The organism is Streptomyces mesophilus (assembly GCF_040300965.1).
Lineage (GTDB): Bacteria > Actinomycetota > Actinomycetes > Streptomycetales > Streptomycetaceae > Streptomyces > Streptomyces mesophilus_A.
Window position 1 is genome coordinate 60,501 of the sequence record NZ_JBEPEW010000003.1, and the last position, 19,733, is coordinate 80,233.

The window sequence follows — 19,733 nt, forward strand, 5'->3', positions numbered from 1 at the left end:
GAATTGGCGTCCGAGGCCGGTCACGGAGCACTGACCGCGCGGTCGGCAGGGCGGAAAGGGCGGATCCTGGCAGGTGTGCGCGCTGTGATGGACTGGGCCGTGCACCCGCACAGCTCAGGAGCCCCGTATGACCCTCTCGAACCGTCAGCCCGGCGTCGTCCTCACCGACCGTGTCTTCACCGTCCCGCTCGACCACGAGCGGCCGGACGGCGAGACCATCAAGGTGTACGGACGCGAGGTGGTCGCCGCGGGCAAAGCGGGCGAGAACCTGCCGTGGCTGGTGTACCTGGAGGGTGGTCCGGGATGCCAGGCCCGGCGCCTGATCGGTGCGCAGGCCTGGCTTGAAAGGGCGCTCGAGGACTTCCGGGTGCTGCTCCTCGACCAGCGCGGCACCGGCCGTTCCACACCTGCCAACCGGCAGACCCTTCCGCTGCGCGGCGGCCCGCGTGAACAGGCCGACTACCTGGCCCACTTCCGCGCCGACGCGATCGTCCGCGACTGCGAGCTGATCCGCCGCGAGCTGACCGGCGGCGCGCCCTGGACCGTGCTCGGTCAGAGCTTCGGCGGCTTCTGCGCCGTGAACTACCTGTCGACGGCGCCCGAGGGTCTCGCGGCGGTCCTCATCACCGGCGGTCTGCCCTCCCTCGGCGCGACGGCCGACGAGGTCTACCGCGCCGGCTACCCGCGCGTCGAGCGCAAGGTGGCCGCGCATTACGCCCGCTACCCGCAGGACGTGGCGCGCGCCCGGGCCATCGCCGGCCACCTGGCGGAGCAGGGTCCGGTCACGCTGAACGGCGGGTACCGCCTGAGCGTCGAGGCTTTCCAGTCCCTTGGCATCCTGCTCGGCATCGGCGACGGCAGCCACAAGCTGCACTACCTCCTGGAGAACGCCTTCGTCCGTACCCCGAACGGCCTCGCCCTGTCGGACACCTTCCAGGAAGAGGCCCAGGCCGCGCTCTCGTACGCCGCCCGCCCGCTGTACGCGGTCCTCCACGAAGCGATCTACGCCCAGCCCGGTCTTGCCACCCGCTGGGCGGCCGAGCGCGTACGCGGCGAGTTCCCGCAGTTCGACGCGGACAAGGCCCTCGCGGACGAGGCGCCGCTGCTGTTCACCGGCGAGTCCGTCCACCCGTGGATGTTCGACGCCGACCCTGCCCTCGCCCCACTGCGCGAGACGGCCGACCTGCTGGCCGCCCGCACCGACTGGCCGGGGCAGCTGTACGCCCCCGAGATCCTCGCCCGTAACGAGGTCCCCGTGGCCGCCGTGGTCTACCACGACGACATGTACGTCGACACCGCGCACTCGCTCGAGACCGCCCGCGCCGTCCGGGGCCTGCGCACCTGGGTGACGGACGAATACGAGCACGACGGCGTACGGGCGGACGGTCCGCGCGTCCTCGACCGGCTGCTCGGCCTGGTGCGCGGCGAGCTCTGACGGGCGTGGCGGGCGCGCACCGACGGGCGTGGGAGCGCTCTCGGCGGGCACCCGTGGCCGAGTCGCCGTAGCGTCGAATCGCCCTGTCGACGAATCGACCCGGAGACCGGGCCGGAAGGAGCCGTCGTGCTGCGCAGAGGACTTGTGGCGGCGCTCGCCGTCGTGGCGCTGGCCTGCACGGCCCTGGCCGTGACCGGCTCCGCCTGGTGGTGGCTGTTCGCCGGGCCCCTGCTCGGGGCCGCCGCCGTCGGCACGTACGACGTGACCCAGCGCCGCCATTCGGTCCTGCGGAACTACCCGGTCATCGGCCATCTGCGCTACCTCATGGAAATGATCAGGCCCGAGGTCCAGCAGTACTTCATCGAGCGCGACTACGACGGCCGGCCCTTCGACCGCGACACCCGCGAGACGGTCTACGAACGCGCCAAGGGCGTCTTCGGCGACGACCCCTTCGGCACCGAGCTCTCCGTGTACGAGCCGGGCTACGAGTTCTTCACCCACTCGGTGATGCCGGTGCGCGTGCCCGACGAGCCCCCGACCGTGCGCCTGGGCGAGGGCACCTGCTCACAGCCGTACGACATGGCACTGCTCAATGTGTCGGCGATGAGTTTCGGCTCGCTCTCGGCCCAGGCGATCCTCGCGCTCAACCGGGGAGCGGCCGAAGGCGGCTTCGCCCATGACACCGGAGAGGGCGGGATCTCCGAGTACCACGTGCGCCACGGCGGCGATCTCGTGTGGGAGGTCGGCACCGGCTACTTCGGCTGCCGCACGGAGGAGGGCGGGTTCGACGAGCGGAAGTTCGCGGACAAGGCCGCGCAGGACATGGTGCGCTGCGTGGCGCTGAAACTGTCCCAGGGCGCCAAGCCGGGCATGGGCGGGGTGCTGCCCGGAGCCAAGGTCAACGCCGAGATCGCGCGCGTACGCGATGTGCCCGAGGGCGTGACCGTGCACTCGCCCGGATACCACCAGGTCTTCTCCACGCCTCGCGAACTCATCCGGTTCATGGGCCGCATGCGCGAGCTCGCGGACGGCAAACCGGCCGGATTCAAGCTCTGCGTGGGCAGCAGGCGCGATGTCCTCGCGATCTGCAAAGCCATGCTGGAAGAACGGATGTGGCCGGACTTCATCGTGGTCGACGGCGCGGAAGGCGGCACCGGGGCGGCACCGATGGAGTTCGTCGACCACGTCGGCACCCCGCTCACCGAGGGCCTGAACATCGTGCACAACGCGCTCGTCGGCACCGGCCTGCGCGAGCACGTACGGATCGGCGCCAGCGGCAAGGTCGCCACCGGCGCCGACATCGTCAAGCGACTGATCCAGGGCGCCGACTACACCAACTCGGCGCGCGCGATGATGTTCGCGGTCGGCTGCATCCAGTCCCAGCGCTGCCACACCAACACCTGCCCGGTCGGAGTCGCCACACAGGACCCCGGGCGCGCGCAGGCACTCGACGTCGAGGACAAGTACCGGCGCGTGTACCGCTTCCAGCGGGCCACCGTGAACAGCGCGCTGCAGATCATGGCCTCGATGGGGGTCGACGATCCGTCCCTGCTGCGCCCGCACATGCTGCGCCGTCGGCTCTCCTACGAGCAGGTGACCTCGTACGCCGACCTCTTCACCTGGCTGGAGCCCGGGGCTCTGCTGGGCGGCAAGGGCCTGCCGGACGAATGGGCGCGGGCGTGGGACCAGGCGGACCCGGACAAGTTCGCGCCCTGAGCGCCTCTTCCAGGGTCCGCTGTCCTGGAGTACTACGCCCCGCGGCCCTCGACACAGAAGCGATTGCCCTCGGAGTCGGCCAGCACCACATACGGTTTGGCGCCGGGCTCCGGATCCTTGGGGTAGTACGGCCAGTCGACCCGCTCGGCGCCGAGGGCGACCAGCCGCTCCACCTCCTCGTCCAAGTCCCTTGTCCCCGCGTCGAGATCGAGGTGGACCCGGGGGAACTCCTCGGCGGGCGTGGCGCTCACGTCCAGCGCGATCGCCATCCCGCTCTCCCCAGTGGGAGGTTCGAGGACGATCCAGTCGTCGCCCTCGAACCGCGGCGCCCGGCGTACGTACCCGAGCGCCCGCTCCCAGAACGCGGCCGCCCGTTTGTCGTCCTGCACGCCGAGGGACAGCTGACTGATACGGGTCATGCAGTCAGCGTGGGCCTGCGGAACAGCCCCGTCCACAGGAAGTCCTCGCCGAAGTACGGCGATTCGGGCGCCTGCGCCCGCATGAGGCGCAGCTCGACCTCCTCGTAGCCGGAGAAGATGGTCCGCAGGGAGCCGTCCGTGTACGCGAGACCGCCGTGCAGGGACCGGTCGCGGTACAGGTCGGCGTCGGGGAGCTCGCAGCCCATGCCGCCGGAGGCGAAGCAGGTGAGCGCGAAGTGCCCGCCCGGTGCGAGCAGTCGGCCGAGGAGCGCGAGATAGGTGACGCGGCGGTGCGGCGGCAGATGGTGGAAGCAGCCCGAGTCGTAGATCAGGTCGAACGGTTCCCGGCCGGCGAGCACAGGACCGAAGATGTCCCCGAGGTGGAAGCGTGCCTCTGCTCCCGACTCACGGGCCCGCTCACGCGCCCAGTCGAGCGCGGCCGGCGACAGGTCGACTCCGTCCACCTCGAAACCCTGCGACGCGAGATACAGGGCGTTGCGGCCGGGACCGCAGCCGAGTTCGAGCACACGGCCCGGCTTGAGCAGTCCGTTCTCGACGTGCCCGGCGAGGTTTTCATCCGGTTTGGGCACGAAGAACGGAACCGGCCTGGACCGGTCCGCGTAGAAGCCGTCCCACCAGGCCGCTCCCTCGTCGGTCCAACGGTCGGCGCCGTCGGAGAACAGTCCGTCGAGCATCGTCATGACGTCATCCACGGTGCGTATGTCGCGGGTCATTCCCACCCCTTCGTCAGTGCCTCGATTCTAGTGCCCTATGCGGGAAAAGCCCAGGTCAGAGGTGGTTGGGGGGAGTGCCGGACAGGGCGTGGAGGGCCCATGCGACGGTCGTCCGGCCGACCCCTTCAGGGCCCCCTGGGGCAGGCGCCCAGGGGGCCTTGGGGGGCCGTTACGGGGGTCCTGAGTGATCACCTGGCGAGGGTTTCTCGACCGGCTTCTCAGCTCTTGAGGAGCCCCCGCTCGGGGTGGGCGGTGAGCCCGCCCTGGTACAGCGTCGGCGAACAACCCGCCCCGTTGGGCTGCGACTTGCGCAGCTTCACCTCGGCCTGCTCGTCGTAGAGTTCACGGCCGCCCGAAGAGATCGTGAACCGCACCGGGACCGTCGCCTCGCCGATGTTCTCGTCGAGCTGCGCGAAGACCCTTGCCATGGCGCCGCCGTCACGTTTGGTGATGCTGCCCTCTTTGCAGAATCCGTCGGCGCACAGCCGCAGCAGGATCGGGGCGCCGGCATCACGAACCTGTCCGGTGAAGTCCGCCGCATCGAACTGCACGGTGACCCCCGAGTCGCCGCCGATCAAGGTGCAGGGGCGCCCGCCGCTCCCGGGGCCGAAACCACAGCCCGCGATCACCAGCGCCGGCAGCGCGAGCAGCACTCTCCACGGCTTCACGGCATCCCCCGAGGTCGGCTGCGCCCACCGTACGGCCTCTGTACAGGCCTCGACGGCTGCGGGCAGCATTCCTCCTCACGGTGTGCGGCGCGCATGCCGCGGACGAAGGGGCACACCGTGGAAGACGCCGTCACCGGCGCAAGCACCGAACTCACCCGCACCGTCGACCTGCCGCAGGAGCGGCTGTGGGAACTGATCACCGACGTCACCCGCTTCGGCGAGTGGAGCCCTGAGTGCATCTACGGCGCCTGGCTCGACACCGCGTCACCCGGCCCCCGCGCGGGGGCCCGCTTCGAGGGGCGCAGCCGCTATCCGGACGGGTTCGTCAGCAAGGTCGTCTGCCAGGTCACCGCGGTGCAGGCGCCGGAAGTCTTCGCATGGATCGTCCTCGACGACGCCGAGGACCCCGAACGCCCCGGTTCTCTTTGGCGGTACGAGCTCACGCCGGCCGGAACGCCGGGCCACACCCGGCTGTTGCACAGCTTCGAGCACGGCCCCGGCATCACCGGCACACGTCTCGCCGCGGAACGCGATCCCTCGTCCCTGCCCCAGCGACTGCAGGCGATGAACGACAACATGGCCGCGACGATCGAGGCGATGGTGCGGTACGCGCACGCCAAGGGCTGAGGTTCAGTCGGGGACGCCGCTGTGGTGCAGCACGAGGTGGGGGACGATTCCTGTGCCGTAGCCGAGGGCGACCAGGGTGAGCAGGGTTTCGTGGCCGTCGGCCTCGGCGGCGATGTGCGGATGGATACCCAGGCTTCGAAACCAATGGTCGGCGGCGCTGCGGACGAGACCTTCCGCAACACCGCGGTGCGTAGGTTGGTGTTGACCGTCTGGGGGTCGGCGAAGGCAGCCACCTGGTCGACCTGGCGTGCGGCACCGGCTCACTGGCCGTCCAAGCCGCACGGCGCGGTGCCGTCGCCCACGGGGTGGACGTCTCCGAGGAGATGCTCGCCTTCGCTCAGGTGCGGGCCGAGCGGTTCGGTGTCGGCCCGCACCGGCACCGCGCCGGCTTCCTGGACTACAACCACAGCGGCCCACTCGCTGATGTGGTCACCACGAAGTCGGCCCTGCACCAGCTCCAGGACCTCTGGAAACAGCAAGCGCTGCTCAACGCCGCCGGGATGCTCCGTCCCGGCGGCACCTTCTACCTGTGGGATGTGATTCTCGGCTTCGAGCCGACCGGCGCGGACAGGCACCTGCAGCAGTGGATCGACACCGCAGGTCGCCCCGAGGGTGAGGGCTTCACCAGGGCGGACTTCGAGGCCCATGTCCGAGACGAGTTCTCCACCTACGACTGGATCATCGAGGGGATGTTGCGGCGAGCCGGATTCGACATCGTCTCCCGTGCCTTTCCCAGCCCCACTCATGCAGAGTTCTGCTGCCGCCGCACGTAGACGCTCGGGCTTCGGATTGCTGGGGCAGCCCGTTCGTAATCGCGCGCGGGCGATCTGCGCGATCCGTCCCTTGGCCTGGGTGACGAGCTGTTCGTGACGCTGCCGGGTGACGTTCCCGATCCGGTCGGCTCCGTCGGTCATGATGGCCACCGTCCTCGCCGGGGCCGGCCCAGCCACCACACGGCCAGGGATCAAAGGAACCTACTCAGGGCGCGGAGCGGTCCGGATGCCGTGCGAGTTCCATGAGCAGCGCTTCGCAGAAGACCTTGAGGTCATCCGGCTTACGGCTGGTGATCAGCGCCCCGGGCGCCGCCTCGCAGACCTTGACCGGGGCGTCCTGCCAATTCCCGCCGGCGTTGCGGATGTCCGTGCGCAGACTCGGCCAGGACGTGAGCGTACGGGCCCTGACCGCGTCCGCCTCGACGAGCAGCCAGGGTGCGTGACAGATCGCCGCGACCGGTCGGCCGAGGCGGAAGAAGCCCTGGACGAACGCGACGGCGCGTGCGTCGAGCCGTAGGAAATCGGGGTTGGCGACCCCGCCGGGCAGCACCAGCGCGGCGAAGTCACCGGGCTCGCTGTCGGCGAGCGTCTCGTCGACGGGGAACGTGTCCCCCTTGTCGAGGTGCTGGAAGGCCTGGATGCTTCCGGGCTCGGTGCTGACGAGCACCGGAGTGTGTCCGGCGTGCTCCAAGGCCTGCCAGGGCTCGGTCAGTTCGCTCTGCTCCACGCCTTCGGGGGCGACCAGGAAGGCGACGCGCATGAGGATGCTCCGTTCAAAAGGGGTGACAAATGGGGCGGCAAAAGGGGTTCCATTGCGGGGAGTTGCAGGTACGGGCGGCGGCGCACACCCGGCGCCACCGCCCGTGGATCAGGAGCCGTCACCTACCAGCGGTACCAGCGGGCCCTGCGGCCGCCTCCGGTGGCGGGGGAGCGGGCCATGAAGCCCACCAGCCACAGCACGATCACGACCAGCGCGAGGATCCATAGCGCCTTGACGGCGAAGCCCACCCCGAACAGGACCAGGGCGAGCAGCAGCACCAGAAGAAGGGGAACCATGTCATCAACCTCCAGCACACCGAGTACCCCTACCAGGCAGCCTCACGCACGGTGATCCGCAGGGGTCACTTTCCGCGGCCGCTCACGTAGTCACGTATCCGGTCGACGAGACCGACGCCGGGAGCCAGGAGTGTGTTCGCGGGAGGGGTGCTGGGCGCGGACGGGTGCGGCCGCGTCGGCGCCAGCTTCTTGGCCGTACGCACCTTCTCGCCGAGCTCGTGCAGGGTGTGCGGGCTGCAGCTGGTGGCGAGCTGCGCGAACAGGTTCTGCTCCTCGTCCGCGACGTGTTCGCCGACCTCGGCCTGCAGCCGCGCGACGAGGGCGTCAAAGCGGGGGTCGTCGGCCTGGCACTGCTCGAGGTCCTTGAGCAGGTTCTCCACCCGGGAGTGGTCGGCGAGCTCCTTGTCGGCGAGGGCGTCCCCGCCGGACACATGCTCACGGACCGCCGGGTACAGCTGCTGCTCCTCCGCCACCGAGTGACGGACCAGCTCGATCGTGACCTCGTCCACGAGCTGCTTTCGCTCGGAGTCGCCGGGCGGAAGCTTGCCGATCCGGGCGAACAGCTCCTCCACTTCCCGGTGGTCCGTGGTCAGTTCCTGGATGATGTTCCCCTCGTGGGGCATGGTGAGCCGCCTTTCCTCGTCCATGCGGTCGTTGCGGGCGGGTGCCCCCTGCGGGCCGGCCCATAACCATGGTTGAGCGCACGTCGCGTGTGGTGCATCACCGTCGTTCCCCGGAACCTGCGCCGTCGGTCTTCGCTCTTGCAGGCGGAACCGCTGCCGGTGGAACGCCTGCCGTCCGGCGGTCCCTGAGGCACGGATCCGCTCACGAGGAGCACGTACGCGCATGCACATGAAGAAGAAGTGGCCCCGGCTCCTGCTGCCCCTGGCCTTCACTGCCGTGGTGGCGCTGGTCGCGGTCTCCGTGTCGGCCTTCAGCTCGTCGATGTCGACGATCTCACCGCGCGCGGCCCGTGAGCGGGCCCTGGCGGACGGCGACAAGGCGCAGGGCACGGTGGACTGCCGCAAGGCGAAGTGCATCGCGCTGACCTTCGACGGCAACCCCGGTGAGCCGACCGACAAGTTGCTCGACCTTCTCGGGCAGTACAAGGCGCCGTCGACCTTCTTCCTGGAGGGCCGGCGTATCGACCAGTACCCGGAGGTGGTGCGGCGTATCGCGGCCGAAGGGCACGAGATCGGCAACCACACCTGGACCCATCCGCGCCTGACGGATATCTCCGATGAGCAGATCCGCGAGGAGATCGGGCGCACCGACAAGGCCATCAGGGACATCACCGGCAGTGCGCCGACACTGATGCGGCCGCCGGAGGGCCGCACCGACCGGCGCGTCTCCAAGGTCCTGGAAGAGCTGGGCCAGGCCCAGGTGCTGTGGACGGTGACCGCGAAGGACTACCTGACGACCGACTCGGCGCTGATCACCCAGCGGGTCCTCGACGGCGCGGACCGGGACGGCATCATCCTGCTCCACCCGCTGCGCAAGGGGACCGTGCCGGCGATGCCGGCCATCCTCGAGAAGCTGACGGAGCAGGGCTACACGTTCGTCACCGTCTCCCAGCTGCTGCACCCGGCCACCGCCGAGCCCGGTCAGATCTACCGCTGACCTGCCCGTGGCGCGGCGTCGGCGCCGGTCTCAGCGCGCCCGTACGGCGTCCAGCTCGGCCACCGAGGCGTACGTGTTCTGCGGCCCGTGTTCGCTGAGCACTCGCAGTGCGACATGGCGCGCGGAGGTCGCCTCGAACGGTGCCACGAACTCCGTACGGTCCGCGGGGAAGGCACCCTCGGCGACGGCCCTCCAGTTCTTCCCGTTCTGGGAGACCAGCACTTCGAACTCCTTGACCATGCCGTTGATCCCGCCGTCCTGGCGCGGCATGTAGCGGATCCCCGCGATACGCCGCTCGCCGCCGAGGTCGACGGAGAGCTGCTGAGGGAGCGTGGCGTCGTAGGAGCTGTGCCAGTGCGTGTACGGGTCGTTGTCCACGGCCCGCTCCGCGCCGGCCTGTTCCTGCGCGGTCTCGGCGCTCGTGGCGCTCGCGCTCCAGCCGTCCTGGCTCAACAGCCCCGGATTCGCGCCGATCTGGGACTCCAGGTCCGCCGGATCCGCGGTGGCCACCTGCGGTGCGTCGCCCACCTGGTCGTAGCGGTCGAGGAAGGGCCGTACGTCCGATCCGGCGGGCTTGGCCCACGTACGGTCGGCGACGACGGCCACCGGACGGCGGCCGAAGTAGTCGACCCAGCCGATGGGCAGCGTCTGGGTGCGGTCCGACCAGCGCGCCACGCGGTAGCCGAGAATGCCCGGTTGGGCGGTGAAGGCGTAGTCCTTGTACGTCTTGCGGATGTCGAAGAAGCCGTACTTCCCGGGCGTCGCCCCGAAACCGGGGCTCACGTACAGCGGGCCGTCCTGCACACCGATCACCTGATAGCCGTCACTCGCCCGCCCTTCGGGTGGGGAGAGCCATTCGTTGACGACGATGCGCCGGTCCGGGTCGATGCTGGTGGTCTGCTGGTAGTCCCACCACTGCCAGACCTGCGTGGTCTTGCCGTGCGAACGCACCGCCGCGTCGAGGTCGTTGATGAACTCCACGAGGACATCCCCCGTGTACGGGTAGCCCTTCTCCTTCTGGTACGCGACGAGTTCGGGGCAGTTCTTCTGCGCATCGCCCAGCGGAATCTCATCGGTGCCGATGTGCAGGTAGGGGCCGCGGAAGATGCCGGCGACCTCGGAGATCAGGTCGCGGGCGAAGGCGCGGGTGGCGGGCTTGGTGTAGTCGAGCGTCCAGTGACCCCGGTCCGAGCCCTCCCACTGGCTGTTCGGGCGGGCCAGGCTCTCGCAGGTGAAGGCCAGGTCCGGGCGGGCGTCACCGATGGCCACCGCGTGCCCGGGCAGGTCTATCTCGGGGACGATGGTGACGCCGTAGCGGGCCGCGTAGGCGTCGAGGTCTCTCAACTCGGCCTTGGTGTAGTGCTGTTCGGCGACGATCTCCGGGTGCTTCTCGCTCTCGATGCGGTAGCCGTTCCAGTCCGTGAGGTGCAGATGGAAGGTGTTGAGCTTGTACCAGGCCATCTGCCGGATCTGCTGCTTCAGGTAGGGCACGGGGAAGTGCTTGCGGCCGACGTCGAGCATCTGCCCGCGGGAAGGCTGTGTCGGCCAGTCAGTCGCCGTGCCCCGCGCGACGGTGTGCGGCGCCGCGGAAGTGCGCAGCGCCTGGAGCAGGGTGCGGGTGCCGTACAGCACGCCCTGTGTGTCCACGGCCTCGACGGTGGCCGTCCTGTCGAGGCCGAGCCGGTAGCCCTCGGCGGCGTCCACCCCGGCCGGCCTGCCGAGAACCAAGGCGATATCACCGGTGCGCGGGACGCCGGTGACGACCTGCGGGCGGATGGCCTCCTGTTGCGCGAGTTCGGTGGCGAGCATCCGGGCGGTCGGCCCGAGCCGGCGCGCGTCCTTGGGCGCGAGCACGATCCGGGAGTCGTCCGTGAGGTGCCAACGGCCGCTGAGTCCCTCCCAGTTGCGGATCTCGGGCACCGTGACCGGAGCCGGATTCGGCTCGGCGCGGCCGGCACCGAAGGAGGTTCCGCTCAGGGAGAGGGAGAGCAGGGCAGTGGCGCACAGGGCTATCAGGGGAGTGGCGCGATGCATGAACGGGGCCTCCTGGGGGCAGGGGTCTGGTCGGTCGGGCGAGGTCTCGGACCGGTCAGGTGTGGAAGCGCTTCAGCGATTGGACCGTAGAGAGTCTGCCAACCACAGGTCAAGCGGTGTGCGAGCCCAGTCTGAAAACTCAACTGGCCATGCAGGTAGGCGAGATGAGAGGTCAGGCGGCACATTGGGGGTGGCACTGGAAGCGCTCCAAAACGGCCCGTTGTATCGATGGCTGATGCTCGAGCGGTCCTGGGGACTCCTGCGGAATTCGATCCTGGGAGTTCCCGCGGAATTCGATCCTGGGAGTTCCCGCGGAGTCTCGACCCTGGGAGTACCCACGGAGTTCACGGCCCCAGGGGCTCCTGGCGTCGGGCGCTGACGGCGGGCACCGGCAAGCAGCGCCCGCCCGCGGTCACTTCCCTCCGTGCCCCTCGGCGAACCGGGGCCGCACCGACTCCCGTACGACGACGTGGGTGCCGAGCACCACGTGCTGCTCGTCGGCGGTGTCGTCGTCCCGGTGCAGTGCGCGCTGCACCGCCGTACGCCCCAGCTCGTTGAGCGGAACGTGCACCGTGGTCAGCTTCGGGGTCAGGTCGACGCTCTGGGCGATGTCGTCGAAACCGGCCACCGAGATCTGCGCGGGTACGTCGATGCCGCGCTCGCGCAGCGCGGCCATCGCCCCGGCCGCCACCAGGTCGTCACAGGCGAACACCGCGGTGAAGTCGAGCCGTCCCTCGTCGACGAGGCGTCCCATCGTCTTGTGGCCGAACGCGCGTGTGGACCTGCCGTGCACGACCAGCTCCGGATCGTCGGCCACACCGAAACCGGCCAGCGCCTTGCGGTAACCCTCGACGCGGGCACTGGTCGTGGTGGACCCGGGGGTGCCGCCGAGGAACAGCACCCGGCGGTGCCCCATGGACAGCAGATGGCTGACGATCGCGAGGGCCCCGCCCACCGCGTCGTACTCGACCACCGTCGCGGGCACGTCCGGTCCGGGCGAGGGCCGGGCGACGAGCACCAGGCGGGCCCCCGCGGCATCAAGTGACGCCGCCAGGCGGCCGATGCGCTTGCGGTACTCCGCGTCGTCCCGGTCTATGCCGCCGACGAGGACCACGATCTCCGCGTTCTGCTCGCGCAGTAGCGCGAGCATGGCGCGTTCCCGCTCGGGGTTGTTCTGCGTGGTGCACACGATGCACATCCGCCCCTCACCGGCGGCCTGTTGCTCGATGCCGTCCACGATGAGGTTGTAGAAGGGCGAGGTGACATCGGAGATGAGGACGGCGACCGTACGCGACGAGGCGCCGGCGAGCACGCGAGCGTGCACGTTCGCCACATAGTCCAGCGCGCGCACCGCCTTCTCCACCTTGGCCCGCGTCGCCTCTGGCACCGTGTAACGCCCGCTCAGCACGCGCGAGACCGTCGCAGGCGACACCCCGGCCCGCTCGGCCACGTCGCCGAGGGTCACGGCCCGCCGCGCTCCCGTGCCCGTCCTCTGCTCCATCCGCTTGCTCGTCACCGGCCCACCCTATCAATGTAAGCGCTTTCGAAGGTTTCGGATTCCGGTGCTGTACCTCGGCGTGCACATGCGCCTTCAGCTGCGGCGAGGCGCCTTGGCGAGACGAACGGCGGGGGAGGGGCGACGCCGCACAGCGAGAACAGCCGTGCTCGGGCCGCTACTTGAGCGCCCCGCCGGTGAGCCCGGACTGGATCTGGCGCTGGAAGACGACATAGACGATCAGCACCGGGACGATCGAGATGGACAGGGCGGCGAACAGGCCGCCCCAGTCGGCCTGGTAGCCGGCCGAGGTGGAGATGTTGGAGACGCCTTGCGTGAGGACCCACTTGTCCTCGGCGTCACCCGGCAACAGCATCAGCGGCAGCAGGTACTGGTTCCACTGGCCCAGGAAGTTGAAGATCGTCAGGCTGACGAGGGCCGGCTTGGCCATCGGCAGCATGATCTGGAAGAACGTCCGGGTGTGCGAGGCGCCGTCCATGAACGCCGCTTCGGCGATGGAGGTGGGCAGCGTCTTGAAGAACGCGCAGAGGAAGAACACGGTGAACGGCAGGCTGTAGGCCGCGTACACCAGGATCAGACCGGTGTGGGTGCCGAGCAGGCCGAGGTTCTTGACCACGAAGAACAGCGGAACCAGCGCCAGGAACGTCGGGAAGACGAGCCCGGAGACGAACAGGTAGTAGAGGAAGCGGTTGCCCCGGAAGCTGTAGCGCGCCAGAACGTACGCCGCCATCGCGCCGAGCAGCATCGTGAGGAACACACCGCCGCAGACCACGATGACGCTGTTGAGCATGTAGCGGCCGATGTGCGCCTGGGTCCATGCCTGGGACCAGTTCTCCCAACGCAGGGCGCTCGGCAGGGACCAGGGGGCGTCGAACAGGTCGGTGGTGTTCTTGAAGGAACCGAGGAACGTGAACAGGATCGGGACGATGACCGCCACGGCCCAGAGGGCGAGGGTGAGATGGGCCAGACCGGCCAGGAACCTGATGTCGCGTTTCCTGCGGGCTGCCGGAACGGATTTCGCCGGGCCGGGCTCAGAGGCCGGGGCCGGGCGGGACGGGGCGTGCGTGGGTGTCGCCATGGTGAGGTTCTCCGGGGGCACGTCAGTACTCGATGTCTTCGCGCTTGGTGACGCGCATGGTCAGGGCGGCGAAGGTCATGACGATGAAGAAGAGCACCACGCCCAGAGCGGAGGCGTAGCCGAACTGGTAGTACTCGAAGGCGTTCTCCCACACCTGGAGGCCGATCACGGAGGTGGCGCCGTCAGGGCCGCCGTGCTCCATGGCCAGGACTTTGATCAGGGCGAAGTAGTCGAGCGCGGCGATGCCCAGATACACCCAGGCGACCTGCAGTGTGTTGCGGAGCAGGGGCACCGTGATGCTGAGGAAGACCCGCATCCGGCCGGCTCCGTCGATCGCGGCCGCCTCGTACAACTCCTTGGGTATGGAGGCCATGCCCGCCGAGAACAGCACGACGTAGAAGCCGACGCCGGACCAGATCATCACCGCCATGATCGCCCAGAGGGCGAGCGAGGGTTCGGTGAGGAAGCCGACCGGCGAGATGCCGACCTTGCCGAGCAGGGAGTTGAGCGCACCCGCTTCGTCGGGTCGGTACACGGCCTGGAAGAGGACGCCGATCACCACGACGGAGAGCACCTGGGGGAAGAAGAAGACCACTCGGTAGAAGCCGGAGCCGGGCAGACCGCGGACGGTTCCGGCGCGGCTGCGGCCGCCGGCGACATTGAGCAGGAACGAGAACGTGAGCGCGATGGCGATGGTGGCCAGCGGCACGGCAAGAAGCAGCAGACCGTGGTTGCGGATCGCCTTCCAGAACAGGTCGTCCCGGAAGATCTTGGCGAAGTTGCCCAGGCCCACGAAGTTCGCCTGCGCGGAGACCCCTCGCCAGTCGGTGAGGGCGATGTAGAACGCCTGGGCGTAGGGCCCGATCACGAAGACCAGGTAGAGGATCACCGGAGCTGCCAGGAACCCGGTGATGAAGGGTGTCTTGCCGTGCCGCATGGTGTCCGGGCTCCGATCAGCGCTTGAACTTCTTGATCGACGAGTCCTTCTTGACGTCGTCGGCCTTCTTCTGGACCCGGTCGATGAACTGCTTGGGCTTGGCTCGACCGGACAGCAGCGCCGTCAGCGCATCGTCGAGCTCATCGGCGAGCGGCTTGTACCAGGACCCGAACTGGAAGGTGAAGATCTCGGAGGCGCCGGCGATCGCTTTCGCGGCACTCTGTGCGCCGGGCGGGAGCTCGAGCCCCGTGCCGGCGCCCTTGAGGGACGTGGTGGTGTTGGTGAGCTTGGTGAAGCCGGCGGCACCCTCCTTGGAGAACATCCGGCGCAGGTACTCGAAGCCTGCCGCCGGGTTCTTCGCCTTCGCCGGAATGATGAAGGGCTCGCCGGCGGCGCCGCGGTAGGAGTTCACCTTCAGCTTGTCGTCGCCGGTCAGGCTCGGGACGGGCATCATGGCGTAGCGGAATATGTCTGGAATGTCCTTCTTCATCTCGTTCTCGAGATAGTCGGCGCACGGGTAGAAGGCGAGCTTGCCCTGGAGCTGACGCAGCTGGACCACGGTGTGCTCCTGGCCCAGGTAGCTCGTGTCGAAGTACTTGGCCGCGTACTCGGCCCACAGCGTCAGGCCCTCTTCGACGGCAGGTGCACGCCAGGCGCCCGCCTCGAGGTTGTCGATGTTCTTCATGACGTCGAGCCCGCCGGCCTTGGTGATCGAGGTCATGATCGCGGATCTGATGTAGGAGATCGCGTTCTTTCCGCCGACACCGATCGGGTCGATACCGGCTTCCTTGAGCTCCTTGCTCACTGCCAGGAACTCGTCCCAAGTCGACGGGGCCTCCCAGCCCTTGGACTCGAAGAGGGCGGCGTCGTACCAAAGGCCCTCGACGGACTGCGTGTACCCCAGCGCGTACGGCGTGCCGTTGAAGGAGCCGGTCTCCACGGTGCCAGGAACCAAGGTGTCGCGGACCTTCTTGGACGGGTCGTCCACCGACGGGGCATCGAGCAGCGGCGTCAGATCGGTCACCTGGTTGTCGGCGATCAGCGCGCCGATGTCCAATCCCTTGCCACTGTTGTCGACCACGTCCGGGGGGTTGCCGCCCACGAAGCGCGGCTGGAGGGTCTGCTCGATGCTCGGCGTCGAGGACATCTTCACGGTGGCTTTCGGGAACGCCTTCTCGAACAGCGGCTTGTGCACGTCGGTCGCGTACGCGTCGCCGAACCCGCCCTTGAAGATGACGACTTCCAGCTCGCCCTCGTTGGCGACGCCGAAGGGGTTCTTCTTCGTCTTGGCGCCGGTCTTGGCCTTGTCGACCGGGTCCGTGTCCCCGCCCATGGCGCACCCGGAGAGCGTGCCCGTCGCGGGGAGGGCGACGGCGGCCGCCCCGGCCCATCGGAGCACCTGACGCCGGGAGGCTGGTATCGGCCATTTGTTCCTGGACATGTGTCTCCTCCGAGGTGGTCGCGAGCGGGCTCCGTCGCCAACTGAGAGCGGACGTTAGAGCGCTTCCAAAGACCCGTCAACAGTTTTCGCCCCGTGGGAACTAGGCGCTGACGGGCCACAGTTGAAGGACTGGTGCGATCCAGGGGAAGAACCTTGACCTGACGCAGGAAGCCGCTCTACGGTCCGTTTGGAAAGCGCTTCCATTACTTTCTTGGCCCTTCCTCGCTCGCGTCGCAAGGAGTCACCATCCGTGCCAGATCAGATCGCGCAGCGTCCGGAGCCCGTGGGGTCGTCCGCCGAAGGCCCCCGTCTTCGACGTACTCACCGACCGCGAGCGCTCATCGCGATGCTGCCGGAAGTCGCCGAGCAGGTGTTTCCACCGGATCTCCGGGCGAGGCTGGACTCGTTGCTCGACCTGCGGCCCGGACCTGTGGTGACCGACTACGCCACCCCGGAAGCCGTGGCGGCATTGAACCGGGCCGAGGTGCTGATCACCGGCTGGGGCTGCCCTCCGCTCGACGAACGGACGTTGGACGCCGCCCCACGTCTGCGGGCGGTGATTCACGCCGCGGGCAGTGTGCGGGAGGCGGAGATCTCGCGCGCGGCATGGCAGCGCGGAATCACCGTGTCCTCCGCCGCCTTGGCCAACGCGTGGCCGGTCGCGCAGTTCACCGTCTCGGTCATCCTGCTCGCCCACAAGCGCGCTTTCGCCCTGGCGTCGAGCTATCGCCGCGACGGCTTCCGCGCCTACCCGACCAGCGGTGACACCGGGAACACCGGGCGCACCGTCGGGGTGGTCGGCGCCTCACGCATCGGTCGCATGGTCATCGACCTGCTGCGGGCCCACGCCTTCCGCGTCCTGGTCGCCGACCCGTATCTGCGGCCGTCCGAAGCCGCCGGACTCGGCGCCGAACTCGTCGATCTGGACGACCTGTTGACCGGCTCCGACACCGTCACCCTGCATGCGCCCCTGCTGCCCGCGACCCATCACCTGATCGACGACCGGCGACTCGGACTGCTGCGTGACGGTGCCGTACTCGTCAACACCGCCCGCGGCGCGATCGTCGACACCGACGCGCTCCTGAAGCACTGCGGAACCGGTCGTATCGACGCGGTACTCGATGTCGTCGAACCCGAGCCGCTGCCGCCCGGACACCCGCTGTTCTCGCTGCCCAACGTGTTCATCACCCCGCACATCGCCGGCGCCCTGGGCCGGGAGATCCGGCTCCTGGGCGAGTTCGCGGTGCGGGAGACCGAGCGGTGGCTCGACGGCGCCCCGCTCGCGGGGCGGGTGGATGCCGAAGACCTCGCGCGCATCGCCTGACACCCGCGACGCCGCTGCCCGCCTTCCCGTACTGCGAAGTACTACGACGTACCAGGACTTGAGGATCACCATGACCGAGGCAACCGCATGGCGCTGGGAGCAGAGCCGTTTCGGTGGCGGCGGGTACATCACCGGGCTCGCGCTCGACCCGTTCGACCCGCAGCGGCTGTACGCGCGCTGCGATGTGGCCGGCGCGTTCGTCTCGGAGGACGGGGGCGCCCGCTGGCACGCACGCAACGCCGGCCTCTCCGAGGTGCACGAGCACATGGTCGCGGCGCTCGTGCCGTCCCCGCACACCCCGGGCCTCGTGCTCCGCTGCTCAGGTGACGCACGCGGCGGTCGTACGTACGGATCGATCCACCGCTCCACCGACCACGGAGCGAGCTGGACCGAGGTCAGCCGCGCGGTCGACTTCTACGGCAACGGTCCCACCCGGATGTTCGGCGAGGTGTGCGCCTTCGACCCGTACGACGCGGACCGTGTCCTCGTCGGCGGCTACCGTGCCGGGCTCTGGTCGAGCGACGACGGCGGACTGACCTGGACCTACCGCGCGCTCGGCGGGGAACGGATCGGCTGCGTAGTCCCTCACCCGACGGTCCCCGGACTCGTCTACGCGGGCACCATCGGCGACGAGGGAATCAGCGGTCTGTGGGCGATGGGTGACGGCCCGCTGGCCGATGTGATCCTCGAGCACGGCGACGTCCCGCGGGGCAGGCATGGATCGCTGTACGTCTCGCGGGACGGCGGCCTCACCTGGACTCTGCGCTGCCGTATGGACGACTGGTCCATCGGCGGGCTCGCGCTCGACCCGGACGATCCCGACCTGCTGCTTGCCGCCACCCGCCGCGGCGTCTTCCGCTCGTGCGACGCCGGCGCTTCCTTCTCGCTCTGCGAGGCCGGACTCGAGACCGGGAAGCAGTACGACTTCGTGCGACGCGATCCGCATCGCCCGGGCCGCTATCTGGCGGCCCCGCACTTCGGCGAGATCGACATTCCGATGTACGAGACGCTCGACTCGGGCCTTTCCTGGCAGCCGCTCAAGAAGGCGTACGAGCCCGGCGACCTGACCGACTACCCCGTCTACATCGCATCTCCGTCGGACATCGGAGCCGCCATCTCCGAGGTGGTCTTCCACCCGGACCAGCCCCGGACGTTCTTCATCACGGGCTACTTCGGGGTATCGCGCACCGACGACAACGGGACCGGTTTCACCGGCCAGGGCTTCAACGGCACCGAGACCACCTGCGTGGAAGCCGTCATTGGGGACCCGGGCTCCGAGCGGATTCATGTCACCCTCGCCGACCACGCGCCGGCGGTCAGCGAAGACGGCGGCCGCACCTTCCGGGCCTTCGCCCCGAGCCCGGGGCCGACGGCCGCGCTCGCCGTCTCCCCGCATGATCCGGACCTGGTGGTGTGGGGTGCGGGCGCCAAACGCCGCAACGTGCGCAACGCGCACCTGCTGCGCTCGCTCGACGGCGGCCGCACCCACGAGTTCGTCCACACCTTCCACGGCAAGCGCTTCGTCCAGGCGCTGGCCGCCTCGCGGACGGAAGCGGGGTGCTTCTACGCCTACGTCGACGGGGTGATGGACGGGACACCGGGGGACAGTGCGGGCTTGTACCGCTCACAGGACTCCGGCCTGACCTGGCAGCAACTGCCCAGTCCGTTCCCCGACTCCGTGCACCGGCTGCCGGTCGAGGAGGACTGGATCGAGAGCGAACTGCTGCCCTGCGTCGTCTACCAGAAACGCAACGCGGCGGGCGCGAACCAGCTCCTCGCCTGCGATCCGTACACCCCGGGCCGGATCTACGCGGGCGAGTGGACGCTGGGGCTCTACCGCTCGGACGACTCGGGCCAGACCTGGCAACGGGCTGACGCCGGCCTGCCGTTCGGCACGCAACGGGCGGCCGTGCTGTCCCACGTACTGCCCGATCCGGAGCGCCCGGACTGGCTGTACGCCGGATTCTCCGCGCGCGGGCTGTGGCGCAGCACCGACGCCGGGGAGAGCTGGGAGCAGATCCTGCCCGGGGGCGGGGAGTCTGCCGCCCACAACGCGACCTCCGTGGCGGTGCGGGGCGAGCGGATCGCCGTGGTCTGCGAGCCGATGTGGTGGACCGGCACCCCCGCGCGCGTTCTTGTCAGCGACGACCTCGGCGACACCTGGCAGGACGTCCACCCCGCCGAGCACGGTGCCGTGCGCTGGAAGGGGGTCGCGCTGGACCGCGCAGGCCGTATCCACGCGGTCTCCTGCGGCAACGGGATCTTCCGTGCGACCCCGCTGCCCAACTAGATGTGCGAATGCGCTCTCTTCCTGTTTCAGCACGGCTGCTCCCGCTCGCGAGGTTTTGACGTGCA

General features: G+C 69.2%; 19 protein-coding genes. 7 read left to right on the forward strand and 12 right to left on the reverse strand.

Going from position 1 to position 19,733, the window contains the following annotated elements:
* Positions 1–127 precede the first annotated feature (127 nt).
* Positions 128–1,435, forward strand: coding sequence for an alpha/beta fold hydrolase (locus ABT367_RS02050; RefSeq protein ID WP_352248573.1), 1,308 nt, complete (start codon positions 128–130; stop codon positions 1,433–1,435).
* 126 nt (positions 1,436–1,561) lie between these two features.
* Positions 1,562–3,151, forward strand: a complete 1,590-nt coding sequence (locus ABT367_RS02055) for an FMN-binding glutamate synthase family protein (protein ID WP_352248575.1) — start codon at positions 1,562–1,564, stop codon at positions 3,149–3,151.
* A gap of 32 nt (positions 3,152–3,183) precedes the next feature.
* Here ABT367_RS02055 and ABT367_RS02060 read toward each other — a convergent pair whose 3' ends face one another.
* The 3 genes from ABT367_RS02060 to ABT367_RS02070 all read right to left on the reverse strand — a co-directional run bounded on the left by ABT367_RS02060 (position 3,184) and on the right by ABT367_RS02070 (position 5,041).
* Positions 3,184–3,570, reverse strand: a complete 387-nt coding sequence (locus tag ABT367_RS02060; protein ID WP_352248577.1) for a VOC family protein — start codon at positions 3,568–3,570, stop codon at positions 3,184–3,186.
* The gene (locus ABT367_RS02065; RefSeq protein ID WP_352248579.1) at positions 3,567–4,304 is read right to left on the reverse strand and encodes a class I SAM-dependent methyltransferase; all 738 of its coding nucleotides are present in this window, start codon (positions 4,302–4,304) and stop codon (positions 3,567–3,569) included. Before ABT367_RS02065 ends, ABT367_RS02060 begins: the two co-directional genes overlap by 4 nt.
* A gap of 218 nt (positions 4,305–4,522) precedes the next feature.
* Positions 4,523–5,041: a hypothetical protein gene (locus ABT367_RS02070; RefSeq protein WP_352248581.1), complete on the reverse strand. Its 519-nt coding sequence runs from the start codon at positions 5,039–5,041 to the stop codon at positions 4,523–4,525.
* Positions 5,042–5,089: 48 nt separating this feature from the next.
* Here ABT367_RS02070 and ABT367_RS02075 point away from each other — a divergent pair, with 48 nt between their 5' ends.
* Positions 5,090–5,599 carry an SRPBCC family protein gene (locus ABT367_RS02075; RefSeq protein WP_352248583.1) on the forward strand — a complete coding sequence of 170 codons (510 nt, stop codon included), beginning with the start codon at positions 5,090–5,092 and terminating at the stop codon, positions 5,597–5,599.
* A 3-nt stretch (positions 5,600–5,602) separates the two neighbouring features.
* On the opposite strand, the gene ABT367_RS02080 is transcribed toward ABT367_RS02075, so the two are convergent.
* Positions 5,603–5,881: a LysR substrate-binding domain-containing protein gene (locus ABT367_RS02080; RefSeq protein WP_352248585.1), complete on the reverse strand. Its 279-nt coding sequence runs from the start codon at positions 5,879–5,881 to the stop codon at positions 5,603–5,605.
* Here ABT367_RS02080 and ABT367_RS02085 point away from each other — a divergent pair.
* Positions 5,809–6,372 carry a class I SAM-dependent methyltransferase gene (locus ABT367_RS02085; RefSeq protein WP_352248740.1) on the forward strand — a complete coding sequence of 188 codons (564 nt, stop codon included), beginning with the start codon at positions 5,809–5,811 and terminating at the stop codon, positions 6,370–6,372. The two genes, ABT367_RS02080 and ABT367_RS02085, sit on opposite strands and share 73 nt — an antisense overlap.
* Positions 6,373–6,577: 205 nt before the next feature.
* On the opposite strand, the gene ABT367_RS02090 is transcribed toward ABT367_RS02085, so the two are convergent.
* From ABT367_RS02090 to ABT367_RS02100, 3 genes are all read right to left on the reverse strand, one after another.
* Positions 6,578–7,132: a type 1 glutamine amidotransferase domain-containing protein gene (locus tag ABT367_RS02090; protein WP_352248587.1), complete on the reverse strand. Its 555-nt coding sequence runs from the start codon at positions 7,130–7,132 to the stop codon at positions 6,578–6,580.
* 122 nt (positions 7,133–7,254) lie between these two features.
* Positions 7,255–7,428, reverse strand: a complete 174-nt coding sequence (locus tag ABT367_RS02095; RefSeq protein ID WP_165330986.1) for a hydrophobic protein — start codon at positions 7,426–7,428, stop codon at positions 7,255–7,257.
* A 65-nt stretch (positions 7,429–7,493) separates the two neighbouring features.
* Positions 7,494–8,051: a hemerythrin domain-containing protein gene (locus ABT367_RS02100; protein WP_352248589.1), complete on the reverse strand. Its 558-nt coding sequence runs from the start codon at positions 8,049–8,051 to the stop codon at positions 7,494–7,496.
* Positions 8,052–8,274: 223 nt separating this feature from the next.
* Here ABT367_RS02100 and ABT367_RS02105 point away from each other — a divergent pair, with 223 nt between their 5' ends.
* Entirely contained in the window at positions 8,275–9,048 is a 774-nt protein-coding gene (locus ABT367_RS02105; protein WP_352248591.1) for a polysaccharide deacetylase family protein, read from the forward strand.
* A gap of 30 nt (positions 9,049–9,078) precedes the next feature.
* Here the strand turns inward: ABT367_RS02105 and ABT367_RS02110 are convergent, their stop codons facing one another.
* The 5 genes from ABT367_RS02110 to ngcE form a co-directional block, all read right to left on the reverse strand.
* Positions 9,079–11,082, reverse strand: coding sequence for a family 20 glycosylhydrolase (locus ABT367_RS02110; RefSeq protein ID WP_352248593.1), 2,004 nt, complete (start codon positions 11,080–11,082; stop codon positions 9,079–9,081).
* A 412-nt stretch (positions 11,083–11,494) separates the two neighbouring features.
* Positions 11,495–12,598 carry a LacI family DNA-binding transcriptional regulator gene (locus ABT367_RS02115; protein WP_352248595.1) on the reverse strand — a complete coding sequence of 368 codons (1,104 nt, stop codon included), beginning with the start codon at positions 12,596–12,598 and terminating at the stop codon, positions 11,495–11,497.
* A 157-nt stretch (positions 12,599–12,755) separates the two neighbouring features.
* Positions 12,756–13,676 (reverse strand): carbohydrate ABC transporter permease, encoded by a 921-nt coding sequence (locus tag ABT367_RS02120; RefSeq protein WP_352248597.1) that lies wholly within the window; start codon positions 13,674–13,676, stop codon positions 12,756–12,758.
* A 22-nt stretch (positions 13,677–13,698) separates the two neighbouring features.
* Positions 13,699–14,613, reverse strand: coding sequence for a carbohydrate ABC transporter permease (locus tag ABT367_RS02125; RefSeq protein WP_352248599.1), 915 nt, complete (start codon positions 14,611–14,613; stop codon positions 13,699–13,701).
* Between the two features lie 16 nt (positions 14,614–14,629).
* Positions 14,630–16,054 carry an N-acetylglucosamine/diacetylchitobiose ABC transporter substrate-binding protein gene (gene ngcE, locus ABT367_RS02130; protein WP_352248601.1) on the reverse strand — a complete coding sequence of 475 codons (1,425 nt, stop codon included), beginning with the start codon at positions 16,052–16,054 and terminating at the stop codon, positions 14,630–14,632.
* Between the two features lie 346 nt (positions 16,055–16,400).
* Here ngcE and ABT367_RS02135 point away from each other — a divergent pair, with 346 nt between their 5' ends.
* Together ABT367_RS02135 and ABT367_RS02140 are read left to right on the forward strand one after the other, a co-directional pair.
* Positions 16,401–17,378, forward strand: a complete 978-nt coding sequence (locus ABT367_RS02135) for a hydroxyacid dehydrogenase (protein ID WP_352248603.1) — start codon at positions 16,401–16,403, stop codon at positions 17,376–17,378.
* 70 nt (positions 17,379–17,448) lie between these two features.
* On the forward strand, positions 17,449–19,668 hold the full coding sequence (locus ABT367_RS02140; protein ID WP_352248604.1) for a WD40/YVTN/BNR-like repeat-containing protein: 2,220 nt from the start codon (positions 17,449–17,451) through the stop codon (positions 19,666–19,668).
* The last annotated feature ends 65 nt before the right edge of the window (positions 19,669–19,733 follow it).